We start from the raw sequence: 16,046 nt of genomic DNA on the forward strand, positions 1-16,046 counted from the left end.
TTTGCTCGCCTTGCCATTTGGCTTTTCAAGTGGCGAGGCGCTTTTCCTCGCAGCCGCCCTCTTTGGGGCGGCTGTCATTCGCGGACTGTCTGGGTTCGGCTTTTCCGCGATTTTTGTACTGTTCGCAGCCCTCGTGACCAATCCACTGAGGCTTATCCCTGTTGTGTTTTCCTGCGAGATCCTGATGACCATTTTCCAAGCCAGAGGCATCGGCCCCCATATCGCCTGGCGACCCGCGATCACGATGTTGATCGGCGCAGGCTTAGCGACGGTGCCTGCGATCTACATCATGGCGCGACTGGATGATGCGATGGCGCGGCTGGTGATCTCGGGCCTGATCCTTTGTCTTTGTGCGCTGTTGTTCAGCGGGTGGCAGATCAAACGGCCTGTCGGCGATGGTGGTCATGTCCTTGCGGGGATGGTCTCGGGCACAGCAAACAGCGCGGGCGTCGGGGGCTTGCCGATTGCAGGTTTCTTGGCCGCACAACCCATCCCGCCCGCTGTGTTTCGCGCGACGATGATCGTATTTCTGACCGGCATCGACATGATGGCCCTGCCGGTGATGGCGATGAATGGGCTTGTTGGGCCTGATCTTGGTGTCGGTATTCTCTTCGCGCTGCCGATTATCGGCGCAGGTGTCTGGGTCGGCAGTCTCTACTTCGAACGCATCCCGCAAAGTAGATTCCGGCAGGGCATCATTGTTCTGATGACGCTCCTTGCCCTCGCCAATATTGCGAGGTTGGTTCTATGACACTCACGCCTGTTCAACAGCTTCAATCTCTTGCGCCGAAAACGCGTGCAAAGATTGCCCTGAGCGAGGGGGCAGAGCCCCGGACGGTCGCCGCTACACTACAGGCGGTCGATCTGGGGCTCGCTGACATCATCCTGGTCGGCGACACCGGCGAAATTCTCGCGGAACTAGGCAAATTGGGTGCCGCGCCCTCTGAGCGGATAGAGATTGAGGACCCGAAAACCTCGTCCCTCACAGAGGCCGTCGCCAACGCCGTCTTTGAGAAACGCAAACACAAGGGCATGAGCCAAGAAGGCGCGGCTGCCAAGGCTCAGGACCCTCTGATCTTTGCGGCTGCTCTCGTGCACATGGGACTGGCGGACGGTACAGTCGGCGGCGCGATTACTGCGACAGCCGACGTTATCCGCCCAGCGCTGCAAGTGATCGGCAAGGCCGAAGACGCCGAGCTTGTGTCTTCTTTCTTCTTGATGCTTCCGCCGAAGGACGCGCAAGACGGCCAACGCGCCATGCTTTATGCGGATTGCGGCTTCGTCGTGGACCCAACCGCGCCGGAACTCGCGGCCATCGCAGCCAGCGCGGCCCAATCGGCAGACGCCTTGCTTGGGGAAACACCAATTGTCGCGATGCTTTCATTCTCGACGACCGGCAGTGCACATCATGCCAAGGTCGACAAGGTCACCGAAGCCACAGAGATGCTGCGCGCGTCCCACCCTGATCTTGTGGTCGACGGAGAGCTTCAATTCGACGCCGCCTTTGTGGCCGAAACCGGCGCGCGCAAAGCACCAGACTCACCGGCGGCAGGCCGCGCGAATGTGATGATTTTCCCGTCTCTGAATGCGGGCAATATTGCTTATAAAATCACGGAACGCGTTGGGGGCTACACGGCCATTGGCCCCATCCTTCAAGGCCTTGCGAAACCCGCCAATGACCTATCACGTGGGTGTTCCGCCGAGGACATCGTGCAGATTATCGCGGTCACGGTTCTGCAGTCCTTAAGATCGCAAACTTCATGAGTGTCGCGAGCCAGAGTTTTGGGTTTGATTCGGCAGGGTTGATGGAAACCTCGCGCCATTTTCTCAAGCACGGCCCAAGGACATCTGACGACCTCAAAAAAATTCTCAAACTCACTGCGACCCACAAGTCGAACAAAAGCGGATCAATTGTGCATCAATTTCGCAAGTTTGCTGAGAACCGAGGGCCTCATTTGGTCTCGGCGGCTGCATCAATGTCGGGAAAGTTGCGTTCGACTTTGATCAAAGCGCGAACTGAGAATCTCCTAGAGTCCAATCCCGCGAAAAAAATTATGGCGCTTCATGCGGTTTTGGGATTTTGTCCTACAGAAATGAACGCTACAAGAACGCACACCCACATCATAAATCGACGATTTTGCGCCCATTCAATGGGCTTTCGCCGAACAGACAAATCCTCCTCCAGCACCTGTCAGGCGCTGTTGGACCTGATGATGGGGACTGCACCTAAATGATCAATCGACCACTCAGATTTCGCCCAAGCGTACTGCGCCCAGCGATCTTCGCGCAGGTGTAGAAGAGAGGAAGCCAGATGCCATTCAAGCAACCTGACATCGACACGTCCCCCAAGGTCTCGGACGAGATCCGCAAGACCACATGCTACATGTGCGCCTGCCGTTGCGGGATCAACGTGCACATGAAGGACGGCAAAGTCGCCTATATCGAGGGCAACCGTGATCACCCGGTGAACCAAGGGGTTCTTTGCGCCAAAGGCTCTGCTGGGATCATGCAGGTCAACGCGCCCTCGCGTCTGCGCAAGCCGCTGAAACGTGTCGGTCCCCGTGGATCGGGCGAATACCAAGAGATCAGCTGGGAAGAGGCCATGAGCACAGCCGTCGGCTGGCTCACAGAATTGCACGAAACTGCACCACATAAGCTCGCGTTCTTCACTGGGCGCGATCAGTCGCAAAGCTTCACCTCCTTCTGGGCACAGCATTTCGGCACGCCAAACTACGCAGCCCATGGCGGGTTCTGTTCCGTCAATATGGCGGCGGGCGGCATCTATACGATGGGCGGGGCGTTCTGGGAGTTTGGGCAGCCCGATTGGGACCACACAAAGCTCTTCATGCTGTTTGGCGTGGCCGAGGACCACGATTCCAACCCGATCAAAATGGGCATCGGCAAGATCAAAGCGCGCGGCGCCAAGGTGATCGGCGTGAACCCTGTGCGCAATGGCTACAACGCGGTGGCGGATGAGTGGGTTGGCATTACGCCGGGCACAGATGGCCTGTTCATTCTGGCGCTTGTGCATGAGTTGATGAAGGCCGGCAAGATCGACCTCGACTATCTCGCACAGTTCACCAACGCGCCGGTTCTGATCGACAAAGACACTGGCCTCTTCCTGCGCGATGATGACGGCAAGCCTCTGGTCGTGGATCGCGTCACGGGCAAGCTGACCCCCTTTGATCAAAAAGACGTACAGCCAAGCCTCTCCGCGACGCATGAAGGTCACCGCACAGTCATGGCATTGATGGCCGAGAAATACCTCGACCCGAAATACGCGCCCGAAGCTGTGGCTGAGGCCACAGGCGTTTCGGCCAAGAAGATCAAAACCATCGCCGCCGAACTGGCGCGCGTCGCCTTTGACGAGGCCATCGAACTTGACCGCGAATGGACCGATTTCCGCGGCAACACACATTCGAAAATGACTGGCCGCCCCGTATCCATGCACGCCATGCGCGGGATCTCGGCGCATTCCAACGGCTTTCAAACCTGCCGCGCGCTGCACGTCCTGCAAATCCTGCTGGGCACAGTCGAAACGCCCGGTGGCTTCCGGTTCAAACCACCCTATCCAAAACCTGTTGAGGCGCATCCAACGCCCCATGGCGACCGTCGCCCAGGCAAGGCGCTCGAAGGGCCGCACCTTGGCTTCCCACGCGGTCCAGAAGACCTGCTTCTTGATAGCGACGGCAACCCGCAACGTATCGACAAAGCCTTCTCTTGGGAAAACCCCATGAGCGCCCATGGCCTCATGCATATGGTAATCTCAAACGCCTACGCGCAGGATCCTTATCCGATCGACACGCTGTTTATGTATATGGCCAACATGTCGTGGAACTCTTCGATGAACACCTCTGGTGTCATTGAGATGCTGACTGCGCGCAACGACAGCGGCGGCTACCGCATTCCGCGGATCATTTATTCTGATGCCTATAGCTCCGAGATGGTCGCCTATGCCGACCTGATCCTGCCCGATACGACCTATCTGGAACGCCACGACTGTATCTCTCTGCTGGATCGTCCGATCTGCGAGGCCGACGGGGCCGCCGATGCAATCCGCTGGCCGGTGATCGAACCGGATCGCGAAGTGCGCGGGTTCCAATCGGTGCTGATCGAACTCGGTGCCCGCATCGGCCTGCCTGCCTTCATGAAAGAAGACGGATCGCCCAAGTGGAAAGACTACGCCGACTATATCGTCAATCACGAGCGCAAGCCGGGTATCGGACCTTTGTCTGGCTGGCGCGGCGAGGACGGTGACAAAACGGGTCGCGGCGCGGTGAACCCTGACCAAATGGACGCCTATATCGAAAACGGCGGCTTCCATATTCACCACGTCCCTAGCGAGGCGGCCTACTACAAACCGTGGAACACTGCCTATCAGGACTGGGCCGTGGACCTTGGCCTTTATGACAGCCCACAACCCTACTTGTTCCAGCTCTATTCCGAGCCCATGCGCAAATTCCAACGCGCCGCCGAAGGGCACGGAGATCGCGTTCCGCCAGAACACCTGCGCGACCGCCTGAAAGAGGTCATGGACCCTCTGCCGATCTGGTATGAACCGTTTGAGGAGCAGGCTGTGGACACCAAGGAATACCCCATCCACGCGCTCACCCAGCGCCCGATGGCGATGTATCACTCTTGGGGGACGCAAAACGCGTGGCTGCGTCAGCTACATGGGAAAAACCCGCTCTATGTACCGCAGAAACTCTGGGACGAGCATGGCTTCAAAGAGGGCGACTGGGCGCGAGTGACCTCGACCCACGGATCAATCACCGTACCTGTGGCGCTGCAAGCCGCCCTGAATGAAAACACCGTCTGGACCTGGAACGCCATCGGCAAACGCAAAGGCGCTTGGGCCCTGTCCGAGGACGCACCCGAAGCCCGCGAAGGTTTCCTTTTGAACCACCTCATTCACGAGCTTTTGCCGCCCAAAGGCGACGGGCTCAGATGGGCCAATTCAGACCCGATTACAGGCCAAGCGGCGTGGTTTGACCTGCGCGTGAAAATCGAACGGGTCGATGCCCCTGCCGAGGCGCAACCAGCTATGAAACCACTGAAATCTCCGGTCGAACAAGGGCCAGACACACTTGAATGGAAGGTGGGCAAATGACAACGCTTCCTCAATCCACAGAAAAGAAACTCGGCCTTGTTATCGATCTGGACACCTGCGTGGGCTGCCATGCCTGTGTGATCTCTTGCAAAGGCTGGAATACTGAAAACTACGGCGCGCCGCTGTCGGATCAGAACCCCTATGGCGATGAACCGATGGGCACCTTCCTCAATCGCGTGCACAGCTACGAGGTCACAAGCCCCGGCGAGACCGCCAAGACAGTGCATTTCCCGAAATCCTGTCTGCATTGCGAGAACGCACCCTGCGTAACCGTCTGCCCAACCGGCGCGAGCTATAAGCGGCAAGAGGACGGTATCGTTCTGGTCAACGAAAAGGACTGCATCGGGTGCGGCCTTTGCGCATGGGCCTGCCCCTATGGCGCGCGGGAACTTGATCAGGCCGAGGGGGTCATGAAGAAATGCACCCTCTGCGTCGACCGGATCTATAACGAGAACCTGCCAGAGGTCGACCGAACCCCTGCCTGCGTGCGCACCTGCCCTGCTGGCGCGCGCCACTTCGGAGACTTCGCGGACCCAGAGTCCAATGTCTCCAAGCTGACCGCAGAGCGTGGCGGCATGGATCTGATGCCGGAACTAAACACCGCTCCGGTCAACAAATACCTGCCACCACGCCCCAAGGACACATGGGATTCTGAGGAAAGCGTGCTCGCTCCCTTCCTTGCACCAGTGGCCGAAGAAACCACCGGCTTCCTCGGGTGGCTCGACAAGCAACTCTCGAAACTGCCCGGCGATAAGGAGACCAACTGATGCATCCAGCTCCTTCAGTCATTATCTTCACAACCCTCTCCGGCATCGGCTTTGGCATGTTGGCTTGGCTTGGTATTGACGCGACGCCTCCGCAAGGATGGGTCGCTTTCGCCTTCTTCTTCATCGCCTATGCCTTGGCGGTCGGAGGGTTGATTTCCTCGACCTTCCACCTCGGCCATCCAGAACGCGCACTCAAAGCCTTTACCCAATGGCGCACCAGCTGGCTGTCGCGAGAGGGCGTGTGTGCGGTCGCGGGCTTGTGCGTGATGGGCCTTTATGCGGCAGCGCTGATTTTCCTAGGGACGCATGTGCCCATACTCGGATGGATCGGCGCTGCGCTCAGCTTGCTGACCGTGTTCACAACCTCGATGATCTACGGCCAACTGGCGACGATCCCTAGGTGGAATACACCACTAACATCAGTACTTTACCTTGCCTATGCGCTCACAGGAGGCGCTTTGCTGACCGGGCGCGTGTCGATCGCAATCACTTTGCTGCTCGTCACTACGGCGGTGCAAATCCTCTGGTGGCTGCGCGGTGACAAAGCCTTTGCCGATCGTGGCAGCTCACTGGAAACCGCAACAGGCCTTGGCAACCTTGGCACCGTGCGCTCGGTTGCGCATCCGCACACGTCTCCGAACTATCTTATGAAAGAATTCATCCACGTGGTCGGCCGCAAACATGCGCAGAAACTGCGGATCATCTCTCTGATCTTGATGGCAGGCCTGCCGATCCTGCTCTTGTCGATCCACGTCGGCCATATCTTTGCGCTTTTGGCAGTGCTTAGCCATGTCGCAGGCGTCGCCACGTCGCGTTGGCTGTTCTTTGCAGAGGCGGAACATACCGTCGGCCTCTACTACGGGATGCGCTAACCCCCAAAATCAAAAAGCCCGCAACATCTTGCGGGCTTTTTTGATGGAAAGACTACGCTGCTTACTTAGCAGGTGTATGCAGGTAATCCGTCCAGTGGTCGCATGCCTCAGAAGACTTCGCGACGGCGGCGATCTTGGCAAAAGTCGCGGCAAAAACGGAAGCGAGTTTGGTCATGGTGACATCCTTTCGGGAGCGTCGTTTCGATGACAGGGTGATACGCGGGCCGAAGCTCTCGTGGTAGATGCGATTCCGCAAGCCCGATATGCGTTCAGCGCAAGGCGCTCAGATCATTGACCTTTTCCAAACTGGAAACAATCACCGCCACATTTGTGACACATTTGCATCGCAGCACCCCCTAGCCCTTGGCATATAACTTTCGTTGCATAGACCTTTAGCGGCAACTCGCCATAGATCGACTCTTTAGCCAGTAAAAAGCCAATGGAGTGAATGGATGACCATGGGTCGCAAGTTCAACACTTTAGCCACTCTTCTCGTAACCTCGTCTATTGCCTCCGGTGCGATTGCCGCGGATTTTGTCGTGAACACCGCCGAGACCGTAACCAACGCGGGCATTGGCTATGACGACCATGATACGATGACGATCACCTCCAGCGGCTCTATTCAGGTTACCCAGTTTGAGGCCGTCAGCAACGAAGTCGACTTCTTTACGCTGACCAACAACGGCATCTTGTCGGCGATCAACGCGGTACCTCCGGTGTTCCCGCCAATTACACCTTTCGCAACTGCAGGCGTAGCATTTCTGGGCACCAACAACACAATCATAAACAACAACACGATCACCTCTTCGCATTTTGACGCGGTCAACGTGAATGGCGCAAACACAACCGTCATCAACAATGGCACGATGAATGCTGGCACCGACGGTATCGCCGTCAACGGAGCCAACACACGCGCCACAAACAACGGCACCATCACCTCGACATTTGATGGCTTCTACCTGTTCGGAGACGGCGCAATCGTGACCAACACCGGCACGGTCACCGCGGGCGACGATGGTATCGATACTGACGGCGACAATGATGTGATCGTCAATCGCGGCACAATAACAGCGACACAAGACGGCATAGAAACCAATGGTACCGGAGTTGTCGTGACCAACTATGGCGTCGTTGTCGGTGGATCGGACTCCTATGACCTGAATGGCGCCAACAGCACGCTGAACCTGATCTTTGGATCCCGCACTGAGGGCCTGCTCAGCTTTGATGGGGCAAATGCCACCTTCAACATCGGCGCGGGGTTCAACGGCGCTTTCACCACTGACGGCGGCAACCCGACCACGATCACAGCCGCGCGTGGTGCGTTCGTTCAGGACGGCAACACGATCTACGTCGTAAACCTGGACCAGAATTTCAACGGGCTGTCCCAAGCGGCCAATACCGCTTCAAATCTGCACGCGACGGCCCAAGGCCAATCCCGTGCCGGGCGCAACGATGTGGCGACTCAAGGCCTGACGCCAAATCGCGCGGGGCCATGGATCCAACTGTCCACCGACTTTGCTCAAGGCCTGAGCAGTTCCAACAGTGGAGGGTTCACCACCCGCGGCGGCCAGATCACGGCTGGCTTCGCGCTCTCAGACAGCCTCGGCTTCTATGCTGGCGTCAATGATGCACGTGCGAAGCTGGCAAATAGCTTTGAGACCGACAGTGAAACTCTGGTTGCTGGCCTCTATGGCACGTTCGATCTGGAAGGTGCTGAACTGAACTGGTCCCTATCGGCTGGCCGCACCAGCAATGACGCACTGCGCCAAATTCAGAACAACACGATTGCCGGGGGCTGGGAAACGGCGACTGCAGCCTATGACCAAAGCTTTGTCGCGCCATCGCTTAGCTACGCCCGTCGTCTGCAGCCGGGTCTGATGATGGATTTGGAACTCGGCTACGTTGCCTTGGAAACCGATGGCTATACGGAAACTGGCGCGACCAACAACGCCACTTTTGGCGCACGCACCACGCATGTGGCGAGCCTGACGCCGAAGCTCAGCTGGACCACAATCGACAGCCCGATCCCCTTTGACATGTCAGCCGGTGTTCAGTTCCGCAAATATTGGGGCGATCCAGTCAGCGTAACTATCGGCGCGGCCAATGGCAGCTTTGTCGACCACGACAGCGGCATCGAAGCGCGCGCCTTTGTGTCGGGTCGCGTAGAATATCCTTTGGGGGATGCGTGGATGTTCACGGGCTTCGGCGAGGCAGGCTTGTCCACCTATCGCACCGTGAACCTCAGCGCAGATTTCCTAATCAGTCGCGATTTCTAAACGCGCTGCGCGGGATTATTTCCCGCGCATCCGATCAATCCATCCGCGCAAACGCCCCCGGCTCTCGGCGATTGAATCGCCTGCATCCGCGAGGCTGTCTCCGACGTCTTCGATCACCGGATCAATCCGCGCACGGCGGAACCGAACCCAACGCACGCGGATTGACCAAAAGATCGCCGCAAAGATGGTCAGGATGATGATGTTCATCCATGGGATAAAACTGACATCTGGCCCCTCGACCACGCGAATACGCACGGCATTTGGAAAGATCGACAGAAACTCGTTGCGCCAGCCATAATGGCGCACAGCCACCCATTCTGGCGCGTCTTTGGTCGAGATCGCGTCATTGGCCTCGGTATAAAGGTTCGCCGTGTCGAATTTGAAATAGAACGGCCAACCCCAGCCCGTGTCCTCATTACGATAGACCATGGCTTCGCCATCAGGTTTCACACCCTGAATGAATTGCACATCACGATTGGTCAGCTCTGCCGATTGCGCGTCAGGGCTGGACCAGAACATCCGCGTCCAATCATTCAGCTCCTGGCGTTCCTCATACGTATTCACGATCCGCACAATATCGTTCTGCGGCAACGTGTAGTGAAACACCGCAAAAACCAAGAGCCAGAACGTGCCCCAGAAGCCCCATTTAACACACGCCATCGAGGGCTCCTTTAGTGAAAATTGGTGAAATAGATCGTGGCCACCATCGCCACAAACGGCAGGATGTAAACCCCAAGGATGAGGCCGCGCCGCAAGCGGCTTTCATAGGCGAGTAACTCTTGGCTGACTTTGGTTTCCTGCGCCTCGGCACCCATGCTTTCATACTCGACCAACAGCCGATCACGCCGGTTCGCGCGCAGATGGAAGTAAAGCGCGAAATACAGCACCGTCAAAAGCACGAAGGCGATGATCAAAAGCCGAGCAAAACCTGCCATTGAGAAAGTCCCCTTATTCCCGTTCCCCCATAACATAGGGGCTCGGGCGTGAAATCCCTAGGGTGAAGCCCCGCCAGATTTTCCCCACCTCCCATTCCTTGCGCGATTTTCGCGGGCTTGCCACTTCAAGTGCAAATTCTACTTGAAGGCCAGCCGTGCGGATTGCTACCCAGCGCGCGAGGTTTTGCAGTCACTTTGCCCCACAGGAGGCCCCATGACCCAAAGAGAGAAAATCGCGCGTCTGGTGGACAGCACCCGATTCCAAAATGCGATCCTTGCGGTCATTTTGGTGAATGCAGCCACATTGGGGCTTGAGACATCGGCCACCATGACCGACTCATACGGGACCTTGATCAAATTAATTGACCGCACGTGCCTCGCGATTTTTGTCGCCGAGCTTTTGCTGAAATTCTACGCCCGCCGCATGGCGTTTTTCACAAATGGCTGGTCTATGTTTGACTTGGTCATCGTCGCCGCCTCGCTGATCCCCGGTGCGTCTAATGTGTCAGTCTTACGCGCAGCCCGCGTGCTGCGCGTGTTGCGCGTGGTCTCTGCGGCCCCTCGGATGCGGCGCGTGGTCGAGGGGCTGGTCTTGGCCCTGCCGGGTATTGGATCGGTGTTCCTTTTGATGGGGATCGTCTTCTACATCGGCTCGGTTATGGCCACGAACCTCTTTGGCGACGCCTTCCCTGACTGGTTTGGCACACTTGGTCGCTCTGGCTATTCCTTGTTCCAGATCATGACGCTGGAAAGCTGGTCCATGGGCATCGTGCGCCCTGTGATGGAGGTCTACCCCTTTGCATGGCTGTTCTTTGTGCCCTTTATTCTGGTGACCACCTTCGCCGTGGTGAACCTTTTGGTCGGCCTCATGGTGAACTCGATGCAGGACGCGCATGAAAGCGATGTGGATGAGCAGACTGGCGACTACCGCAAAGAAGTCATGGCGCGGCTGGATCAAATCCAAGCGCAACTGGACGGGATGAAAAAGCAGGGCTAGCTTCGCATTCAAGCAATGCGAGACCAGACCATGCAAACCGGACCCAAGAATCTGATTACCGATGTCGCAGGCCTAAAGGTCGGTAATGCACAGGATGCACGGGTGAAGTCAGGGACCACGGTTCTGACGGCCGATGCCTCCTTTACCGCGGCCGTCCACGTCATGGGAGGTGCTCCGGGCACGCGGGAAACCGACCTGCTTGCGCCGGATAAAACCGTCGAAAAAGTCGATGCTTTGGTGCTGTCGGGCGGCTCCGCCTTTGGTTTGGACGCAGCTTCTGGCGTTGCGGACAAGCTCCGCGCAGATGGTCGAGGGTTTCTGGTCGGTGATCATAACGTGCCAATCGTGCCAGCCGCGATCCTGTTTGATCTGCTCAATGGCGGCGACAAAGGCTGGAGCCGCTCGCCTTACTATGACTTGGGACAAGCAGCCCTCGCAGGCGCATCAGGGGACTTCGCCCTAGGCACGCAAGGCGCTGGAACCGGCGCGACCACCGCCTCGTTCAAAGGTGGTCTTGGCTCGGCATCGCTCCTCACTCCGTCCGGTCATACCGTCGGAGCGCTCGTCGCTGTCAACGCGCTAGGGGACGCGGTCGTACCGGACAGTCAGCATTTCTGGGCAGCCCCTTGGGAAATCGGCGAGGAATTTGGCGGACGCGGCTGCGCGGCCAATAGTCAAACCACATGGCCCAAAACCAAACTGTCTGACCAGAACACCACAATCGCCATTGTCGCGACGGATGCAGACCTCACAAAAGCAGAGCTCACCCGCTTTGCGACCGCCGCTCACGACGGAATGGCGCGCGCACTTGTCCCATCCCATACCCCGATGGACGGAGACCTCGTCTTCGGCGTGTCCACAAACGCGAAGCCGATCCAGGACCCTCTGGCCGATCCAATCCTGCTAGGTCATGCCGCAGCCACCTGCCTTGCCCGCGCAATCGCCCGAGGCGTTTATGCCGCCACCCCGTCCGACGGCGACTTGCTCGCCTGCTACCGCTCGACCTCTCCCCAAAGCTGACCTTCTTTGTCACAAAACCGCTGCGCTCACGTCACATAGGCTTAACACCCACCCGTCATCCCGCCCCCACCTATATTGAAAATGGAGGGATTGATGTCTGCGCGTTTCCTTTGCCTGACATCGGCCGTCGCCCTGACCGCTGGTCTGGCCCACGCCGAAATGAACTTTAACCGTATCGCAAGCTTTGCCACGCCATTGAACATGGCGGCGGGCGAAGACACTAAACGCGAAACCAGCCCCGAGATCATCGATGTGACGGCGGACGGGATGACCTTAGTCTATACCGACAGCCCTCTCGAAGCGCTTGGCCGTGTCGACATCACCGACCCAGCAAACCCGCAGCCTCTTGGCAATATCGCTCTACCAGGCGAGCCGACCTCTGTCGCTGTGATCGGTGCGACCGCCTATGTGGGCGTGAACACGTCCGAAAGCTACACCGCCCCCTCCGGCATGCTGAAAGCCATCGACGTGGCAACCGGCGCGGAGCTGGCGTCCTGTGATCTGGGCGGTCAGCCTGACTCCATCGCGAAGTCCAAAGACGGTGCGTTCATCTCTGTTGCCATCGAGAACGAGCGCGACGAAGACCTGGACGACGGCCTCATCCCTCAGCTGCCTGCGGGCAACCTGGTGATGATCAACACAACCAAAGGTGGCCTGGACTGCGCGTCGTTAAAAATGGTGGACCTGCGTGGCCTCGCAGACATCGCGCCGAGCGATCCAGAGCCGGAATATGTGTCCATCAACGGACTGGGTGAGACGGTGATCAGCCTTCAGGAAAACAACCATATGGTTGTTGTGTCCAAAGACGGCGAGATCGTGAACCACTTCTCTGCCGGTGCTGTTGACCTGACAAACATCGACGCAACAGACGAACGCGCGATCTTGTCTTTCACCGAATCTCAAATGGGCCGCCTGCGCGAGCCTGATGCGGTGGCTTGGATCGACGACGACCACTTTGCAACCGCCAACGAAGGTGACTACAACGGCGGTTCCCGCGGTTGGACCATCTTCAACAAGAATGGCACCGTTGTTTACGAAAGCGGCACCGACTTTGAGCACGCCATCGTGCAGATCGGCCATTACCCTGACAAACGTTCCGACTCTAAAGGTGTAGAGCCAGAGTCCGTGACATTCGACGTCTTCAACGGCACGCCTTACGTCTTTGTCGGCGCAGAGCGCGCCTCTGTTGTGGGCGTCTATAACGTCACGAACCCTGCCGCGCCGGTTCTGGAACAACTGCTGCCATCCGGCGTTGGCCCAGAAGGCTATGTGACCATCCCATCCCGCAATCTGCTGGTCTCTGCCAACGAAAAAGACCTGATCGAAGACGGCGGCGCACGCGCGCATGTCATGATCTTTGAACAGCAAGAAGCACCTGCAGTTTACCCACACCTTACCTCTGAGGGTATGGGTGAGCTGACCGGCTGGGGCGCGATTTCCGGCATGGTTGCTGATAAGGATGGGATCGTCTGGGCGGTTAACGATAGTTTCTATCTGTTCCAGCCGACGATCTTTAAGATCGACACCAACCAGACCCCGGCGCGCATCGTCGATGCGATCCGCGTTGTCCGCCAAGACGGCAACCCAGCGCAACAGATCGACATGGAAGGCATCACGCTGGACGGCAAGGGCGGCTTTTATGTTGCATCCGAAGGCCGCACTGAGCGTGTGATCCCGCATGCGATCTATCACGTCTCTGCTGAGGGCGTGATCAAGAACCGCAAGGGCGAAATCGGGCTGCCTCCAGAATTGATGGCGGTTGAGAAACGCTTTGGCTTTGAAGGCATCACCCGCGTCGGCGACACCCTTTGGATGCCAGTTCAGCGCGAGTGGAAAGATGATCCCAAGAACCATGTGAAACTGGTGGCCTATAACCTCAAGACGAAAGAATGGGGCGCGGTCCGCTACGAAAAAGCCGAGCCTACCAAAGGTTGGGTTGGTCTGTCGGAAATCACAGCGCATGGCGACTATGTCTACATCATCGAGCGCGACAACCAGCATGACGCGCGCGCGGTGACCAAAAAGATCTACCGCGTGGCTCTGTCCGAAATGGTGCCAGCGCCTCTGGGCGGTGCGCTGCCTGTGGTCAAAAAAGAGCTGGTCCGTGACCTGATCCCGGACCTGACCTCGACCGGTGGCTATGTTCTGGACAAAGTCGAGGGTCTTGCGATCTTTGAAGACGGTACTGCGATTTTCTCGACCGACAATGACGGCGTGGATGATCACTCAGGCGAGACGATCTTCATGAACATTGGCAATATCGAGAGCCGCAATTTCTAAGACTTCAATCTAAATCAACGAAACCGCGCGAAGCTCCTTCGCGCGGTTTTTTATTGGGCTTGTGGTCAGATGCCGCCTGCCTATTCTGCTCTCGAAAGGGGCAGCCATGACAATTCAGGATCTTTCACGCCTCGCAGGTCTGGTCTTTGTGTCGGTCACTTTGATCGTCATCGGGGATACCTGCGGCAAGCTGTTGGGGCAACGCGGAGTCGATCCTGCCTTTATCGCCTTCTCGCGGTTTTTCATCGGCGCATTGGTGATCCTGCCCATCAGCGGCATTCGGATGCACGAGATCAAAGGCTTGTTGAATTGGCGCATCATCCTGCGTGGTGCTCTGATTGCAGGAGGGATCCTGTCTATCCTCACCGCCTTGAAAACAGAACCCATCGCCAATGTGTTTGGCGCGTTCTTCATCGGGCCTGTGGTAGCCTATGTTCTGGCTATCTTTCTCCTTGGTGAGCGTCCAACGCTTGGCCGCAGCCTGCTGCTTGCCCTTGGCTTTGGTGGCGTCATGCTGGTCGTAAGGCCCGGCTTTGACATGAGCCCTGGCATCGGTTTTGCGCTCTTGGCAGGTACGTTTTACGGCTGTTTTCTGGTCGCCACTCGCGTGGTTGCGAATGAGGCACGCCCTAGGCTCTTACTCCTCTCGCAACTTGTGGTTGGCAGCGTGCTTCTGGCGCCCTTGGGGGCCTCGATCCCGTTGCCCGAGGGATCAGCCGCGCTTTACCTTTTGATCCTCGGCAGCGCGCTTGGATCCGCGTCCGGAAATTATCTGCTCGTTGTGGTCAATCGTCGTGCCGAAGCCAGCCTGATCGCCCCGTTGATTTACACACAGCTGATTTCCGCGACGGCCGTCGGACTCTGGGTTTTCGGAGACGCACCTGATCCTGTTGCGATGTTAGGACTGATCCTGATCCTACTGTCTGGCATCGGGTCTCTTTGGCTACGCTGGCGCTCAGCCTAGCGTTCAAAGATCACTGGAAACCAATCTTCTCGGAGCACCTGCCCCGCGACCATATCATGCCCCGGAAACGGCGGAGACGTGCGCCCCGGCCGTTCAACATATCTCGCGTCATCCCCAATCATACGCAAAGAAAACGCCCGTCGCCGCGCCTTTGCCTCGTTGCCCCGAGCGCCGTGCAAGATCGCAAAGTTGAACGCCACAGCGTCGCCCGGTTCCATCGCCCATTCCCGGATCTCCATGCCCTCGGCATCCGGATCCGGCACCGGCATATATGCGTCCTCATCGGGATAGAAATTCTCTTCTGAAAGCCACCGCGTCGGCAAGACCGGCTTTTCCCATTTGTGAGACCCCGCCACGCAGCGCAAGGATGCTTCGGTCACAGGATCGACCGGAGACCAGAAGCTGACGTTCTGAGTACCGTCGACGAAATAATAGGGCCCATCCTGATGCCAAGGAGTCGGCTTGGACGTGCCGGGTTCCTTGACCAGGATATGGTCGTGAAATACCTGCACGCGCGATGATCCCATCAGATCCGCCGCGACCTCGGCGGCTGCAGAGGTGCGGATCACCTCTTCAAATTCCGGGATGCGCGTCCAGTTGCAATAGTCATCAAAGAACCGGCCGGCCTCGCCCTCTTTGAGGTTTTCGGCCGCGTAGGGCCCCGGCTCTGCCATGTTGCGATCAATGCCCGCGCGCAGGGTCTCGACGTGATCGGCAAAGAGCCCTTTGATCAGGACAACGCCATCGCGTTGAAAGGCATTGATGTGGTCTTGGCTCAGTAACGCATGCATGGGCAGTCCTCCGAGGTGAGAGCCTATGACCGAC

General features: G+C 57.8%; 14 protein-coding genes. 11 read left to right on the forward strand and 3 right to left on the reverse strand.

Annotated features, from left to right (window positions below; translation table 11 throughout):
* The first annotated feature begins 1 nt into the window (after nucleotide 1).
* The 7 genes from WG622_RS15345 to WG622_RS15375 all read left to right on the forward strand — a co-directional run bounded on the left by WG622_RS15345 (nucleotide 2) and on the right by WG622_RS15375 (nucleotide 9,025).
* The gene (locus tag WG622_RS15345) at nucleotides 2-751 is read left to right on the forward strand and encodes a sulfite exporter TauE/SafE family protein (RefSeq protein WP_339404390.1); all 750 of its coding nucleotides are present in this window, start codon (nucleotides 2-4) and stop codon (nucleotides 749-751) included.
* On the forward strand, nucleotides 748-1,764 hold the full coding sequence (gene pta / locus WG622_RS15350; protein ID WP_339404391.1) for a phosphate acetyltransferase: 1,017 nt from the start codon (nucleotides 748-750) through the stop codon (nucleotides 1,762-1,764). Before WG622_RS15345 ends, pta begins: the two co-directional genes overlap by 4 nt.
* Complete coding sequence (locus WG622_RS15355) at nucleotides 1,761-2,234, forward strand: hypothetical protein (protein ID WP_339404392.1); 474 nt, start codon at nucleotides 1,761-1,763, stop codon at nucleotides 2,232-2,234. The genes pta and WG622_RS15355 overlap by 4 nt, the downstream gene beginning before the upstream one ends.
* A 77-nt stretch (nucleotides 2,235-2,311) precedes the next feature.
* Nucleotides 2,312-5,110 (forward strand): molybdopterin oxidoreductase family protein, encoded by a 2,799-nt coding sequence (locus tag WG622_RS15360; protein WP_339404393.1) that lies wholly within the window; start codon nucleotides 2,312-2,314, stop codon nucleotides 5,108-5,110.
* The gene (locus tag WG622_RS15365; protein WP_209357582.1) at nucleotides 5,107-5,877 is read left to right on the forward strand and encodes a 4Fe-4S dicluster domain-containing protein; all 771 of its coding nucleotides are present in this window, start codon (nucleotides 5,107-5,109) and stop codon (nucleotides 5,875-5,877) included. Before WG622_RS15360 ends, WG622_RS15365 begins: the two co-directional genes overlap by 4 nt.
* Entirely contained in the window at nucleotides 5,877-6,749 is an 873-nt protein-coding gene (locus WG622_RS15370; RefSeq protein ID WP_339404394.1) for a dimethyl sulfoxide reductase anchor subunit family protein, read from the forward strand. Before WG622_RS15365 ends, WG622_RS15370 begins: the two co-directional genes overlap by 1 nt.
* 452 nt (nucleotides 6,750-7,201) lie before the next feature.
* The gene (locus WG622_RS15375) at nucleotides 7,202-9,025 is read left to right on the forward strand and encodes an autotransporter outer membrane beta-barrel domain-containing protein (RefSeq protein WP_339404395.1); all 1,824 of its coding nucleotides are present in this window, start codon (nucleotides 7,202-7,204) and stop codon (nucleotides 9,023-9,025) included.
* Nucleotides 9,026-9,040: 15 nt separating this feature from the next.
* Here the strand turns inward: WG622_RS15375 and WG622_RS15380 are convergent, their stop codons facing one another.
* Together WG622_RS15380 and WG622_RS15385 are read right to left on the reverse strand one after the other, a co-directional pair.
* Entirely contained in the window at nucleotides 9,041-9,685 is a 645-nt protein-coding gene (locus WG622_RS15380) for a DUF1523 family protein (RefSeq protein WP_339404396.1), read from the reverse strand.
* An 11-nt stretch (nucleotides 9,686-9,696) separates the two neighbouring features.
* Nucleotides 9,697-9,960 carry a hypothetical protein gene (locus WG622_RS15385; protein ID WP_339404397.1) on the reverse strand — a complete coding sequence of 88 codons (264 nt, stop codon included), beginning with the start codon at nucleotides 9,958-9,960 and terminating at the stop codon, nucleotides 9,697-9,699.
* A 214-nt stretch (nucleotides 9,961-10,174) separates the two neighbouring features.
* On the opposite strand from WG622_RS15385, the gene WG622_RS15390 reads away from it, so the two are divergent.
* The 4 genes from WG622_RS15390 (at nucleotide 10,175) to WG622_RS15405 (ending at nucleotide 15,221) form a co-directional block, all read left to right on the forward strand.
* Nucleotides 10,175-10,957, forward strand: a complete 783-nt coding sequence (locus tag WG622_RS15390; protein ID WP_339404398.1) for an ion transporter — start codon at nucleotides 10,175-10,177, stop codon at nucleotides 10,955-10,957.
* 30 nt (nucleotides 10,958-10,987) lie between these two features.
* Nucleotides 10,988-11,977, forward strand: a complete 990-nt coding sequence (locus tag WG622_RS15395) for a P1 family peptidase (RefSeq protein ID WP_339404399.1) — start codon at nucleotides 10,988-10,990, stop codon at nucleotides 11,975-11,977.
* A 93-nt stretch (nucleotides 11,978-12,070) separates the two neighbouring features.
* Entirely contained in the window at nucleotides 12,071-14,257 is a 2,187-nt protein-coding gene (locus tag WG622_RS15400; protein ID WP_339404400.1) for an esterase-like activity of phytase family protein, read from the forward strand.
* Between the two features lie 106 nt (nucleotides 14,258-14,363).
* Entirely contained in the window at nucleotides 14,364-15,221 is an 858-nt protein-coding gene (locus WG622_RS15405) for a DMT family transporter (protein WP_339404401.1), read from the forward strand.
* Here the strand turns inward: WG622_RS15405 and WG622_RS15410 are convergent.
* The gene (locus tag WG622_RS15410; RefSeq protein WP_339404402.1) at nucleotides 15,218-16,012 is read right to left on the reverse strand and encodes a phytanoyl-CoA dioxygenase family protein; all 795 of its coding nucleotides are present in this window, start codon (nucleotides 16,010-16,012) and stop codon (nucleotides 15,218-15,220) included. The two genes, WG622_RS15405 and WG622_RS15410, sit on opposite strands and share 4 nt — an antisense overlap.
* Between the last annotated feature and the right edge of the window lie 34 nt (nucleotides 16,013-16,046).

Source organism: Cognatishimia coralii, assembly GCF_037478305.1.
Classification (GTDB): Bacteria; Pseudomonadota; Alphaproteobacteria; order Rhodobacterales; family Rhodobacteraceae; genus Cognatishimia; species Cognatishimia coralii.

Bases quoted from the DNA above. Each gene is read 5' to 3' on its own strand.
- pta (WP_339404391.1), top strand. From the start codon at position 748: ATGACACTCACGCCTGTTCAACAGCTTCAATCTCTTGCGCCGAAAACG.
- WG622_RS15355 (WP_339404392.1), top strand. From the start codon at position 1,761: ATGAGTGTCGCGAGCCAGAGTTTTGGGTTTGATTCGGCAGGGTTGATG.
- WG622_RS15360 (WP_339404393.1), top strand. From the start codon at position 2,312: ATGCCATTCAAGCAACCTGACATCGACACGTCCCCCAAGGTCTCGGAC.
- WG622_RS15365 (WP_209357582.1), top strand. From the start codon at position 5,107: ATGACAACGCTTCCTCAATCCACAGAAAAGAAACTCGGCCTTGTTATC.
- WG622_RS15370 (WP_339404394.1), top strand. From the start codon at position 5,877: ATGCATCCAGCTCCTTCAGTCATTATCTTCACAACCCTCTCCGGCATC.
- WG622_RS15375 (WP_339404395.1), top strand. From the start codon at position 7,202: ATGACCATGGGTCGCAAGTTCAACACTTTAGCCACTCTTCTCGTAACC.
- WG622_RS15380 (WP_339404396.1), bottom strand. From the start codon at position 9,685: ATGGCGTGTGTTAAATGGGGCTTCTGGGGCACGTTCTGGCTCTTGGTT.
- WG622_RS15385 (WP_339404397.1), bottom strand. From the start codon at position 9,960: ATGGCAGGTTTTGCTCGGCTTTTGATCATCGCCTTCGTGCTTTTGACG.
- WG622_RS15390 (WP_339404398.1), top strand. From the start codon at position 10,175: ATGACCCAAAGAGAGAAAATCGCGCGTCTGGTGGACAGCACCCGATTC.
- WG622_RS15395 (WP_339404399.1), top strand. From the start codon at position 10,988: ATGCAAACCGGACCCAAGAATCTGATTACCGATGTCGCAGGCCTAAAG.
- WG622_RS15400 (WP_339404400.1), top strand. From the start codon at position 12,071: ATGTCTGCGCGTTTCCTTTGCCTGACATCGGCCGTCGCCCTGACCGCT.
- WG622_RS15405 (WP_339404401.1), top strand. From the start codon at position 14,364: ATGACAATTCAGGATCTTTCACGCCTCGCAGGTCTGGTCTTTGTGTCG.
- WG622_RS15410 (WP_339404402.1), bottom strand. From the start codon at position 16,012: ATGCATGCGTTACTGAGCCAAGACCACATCAATGCCTTTCAACGCGAT.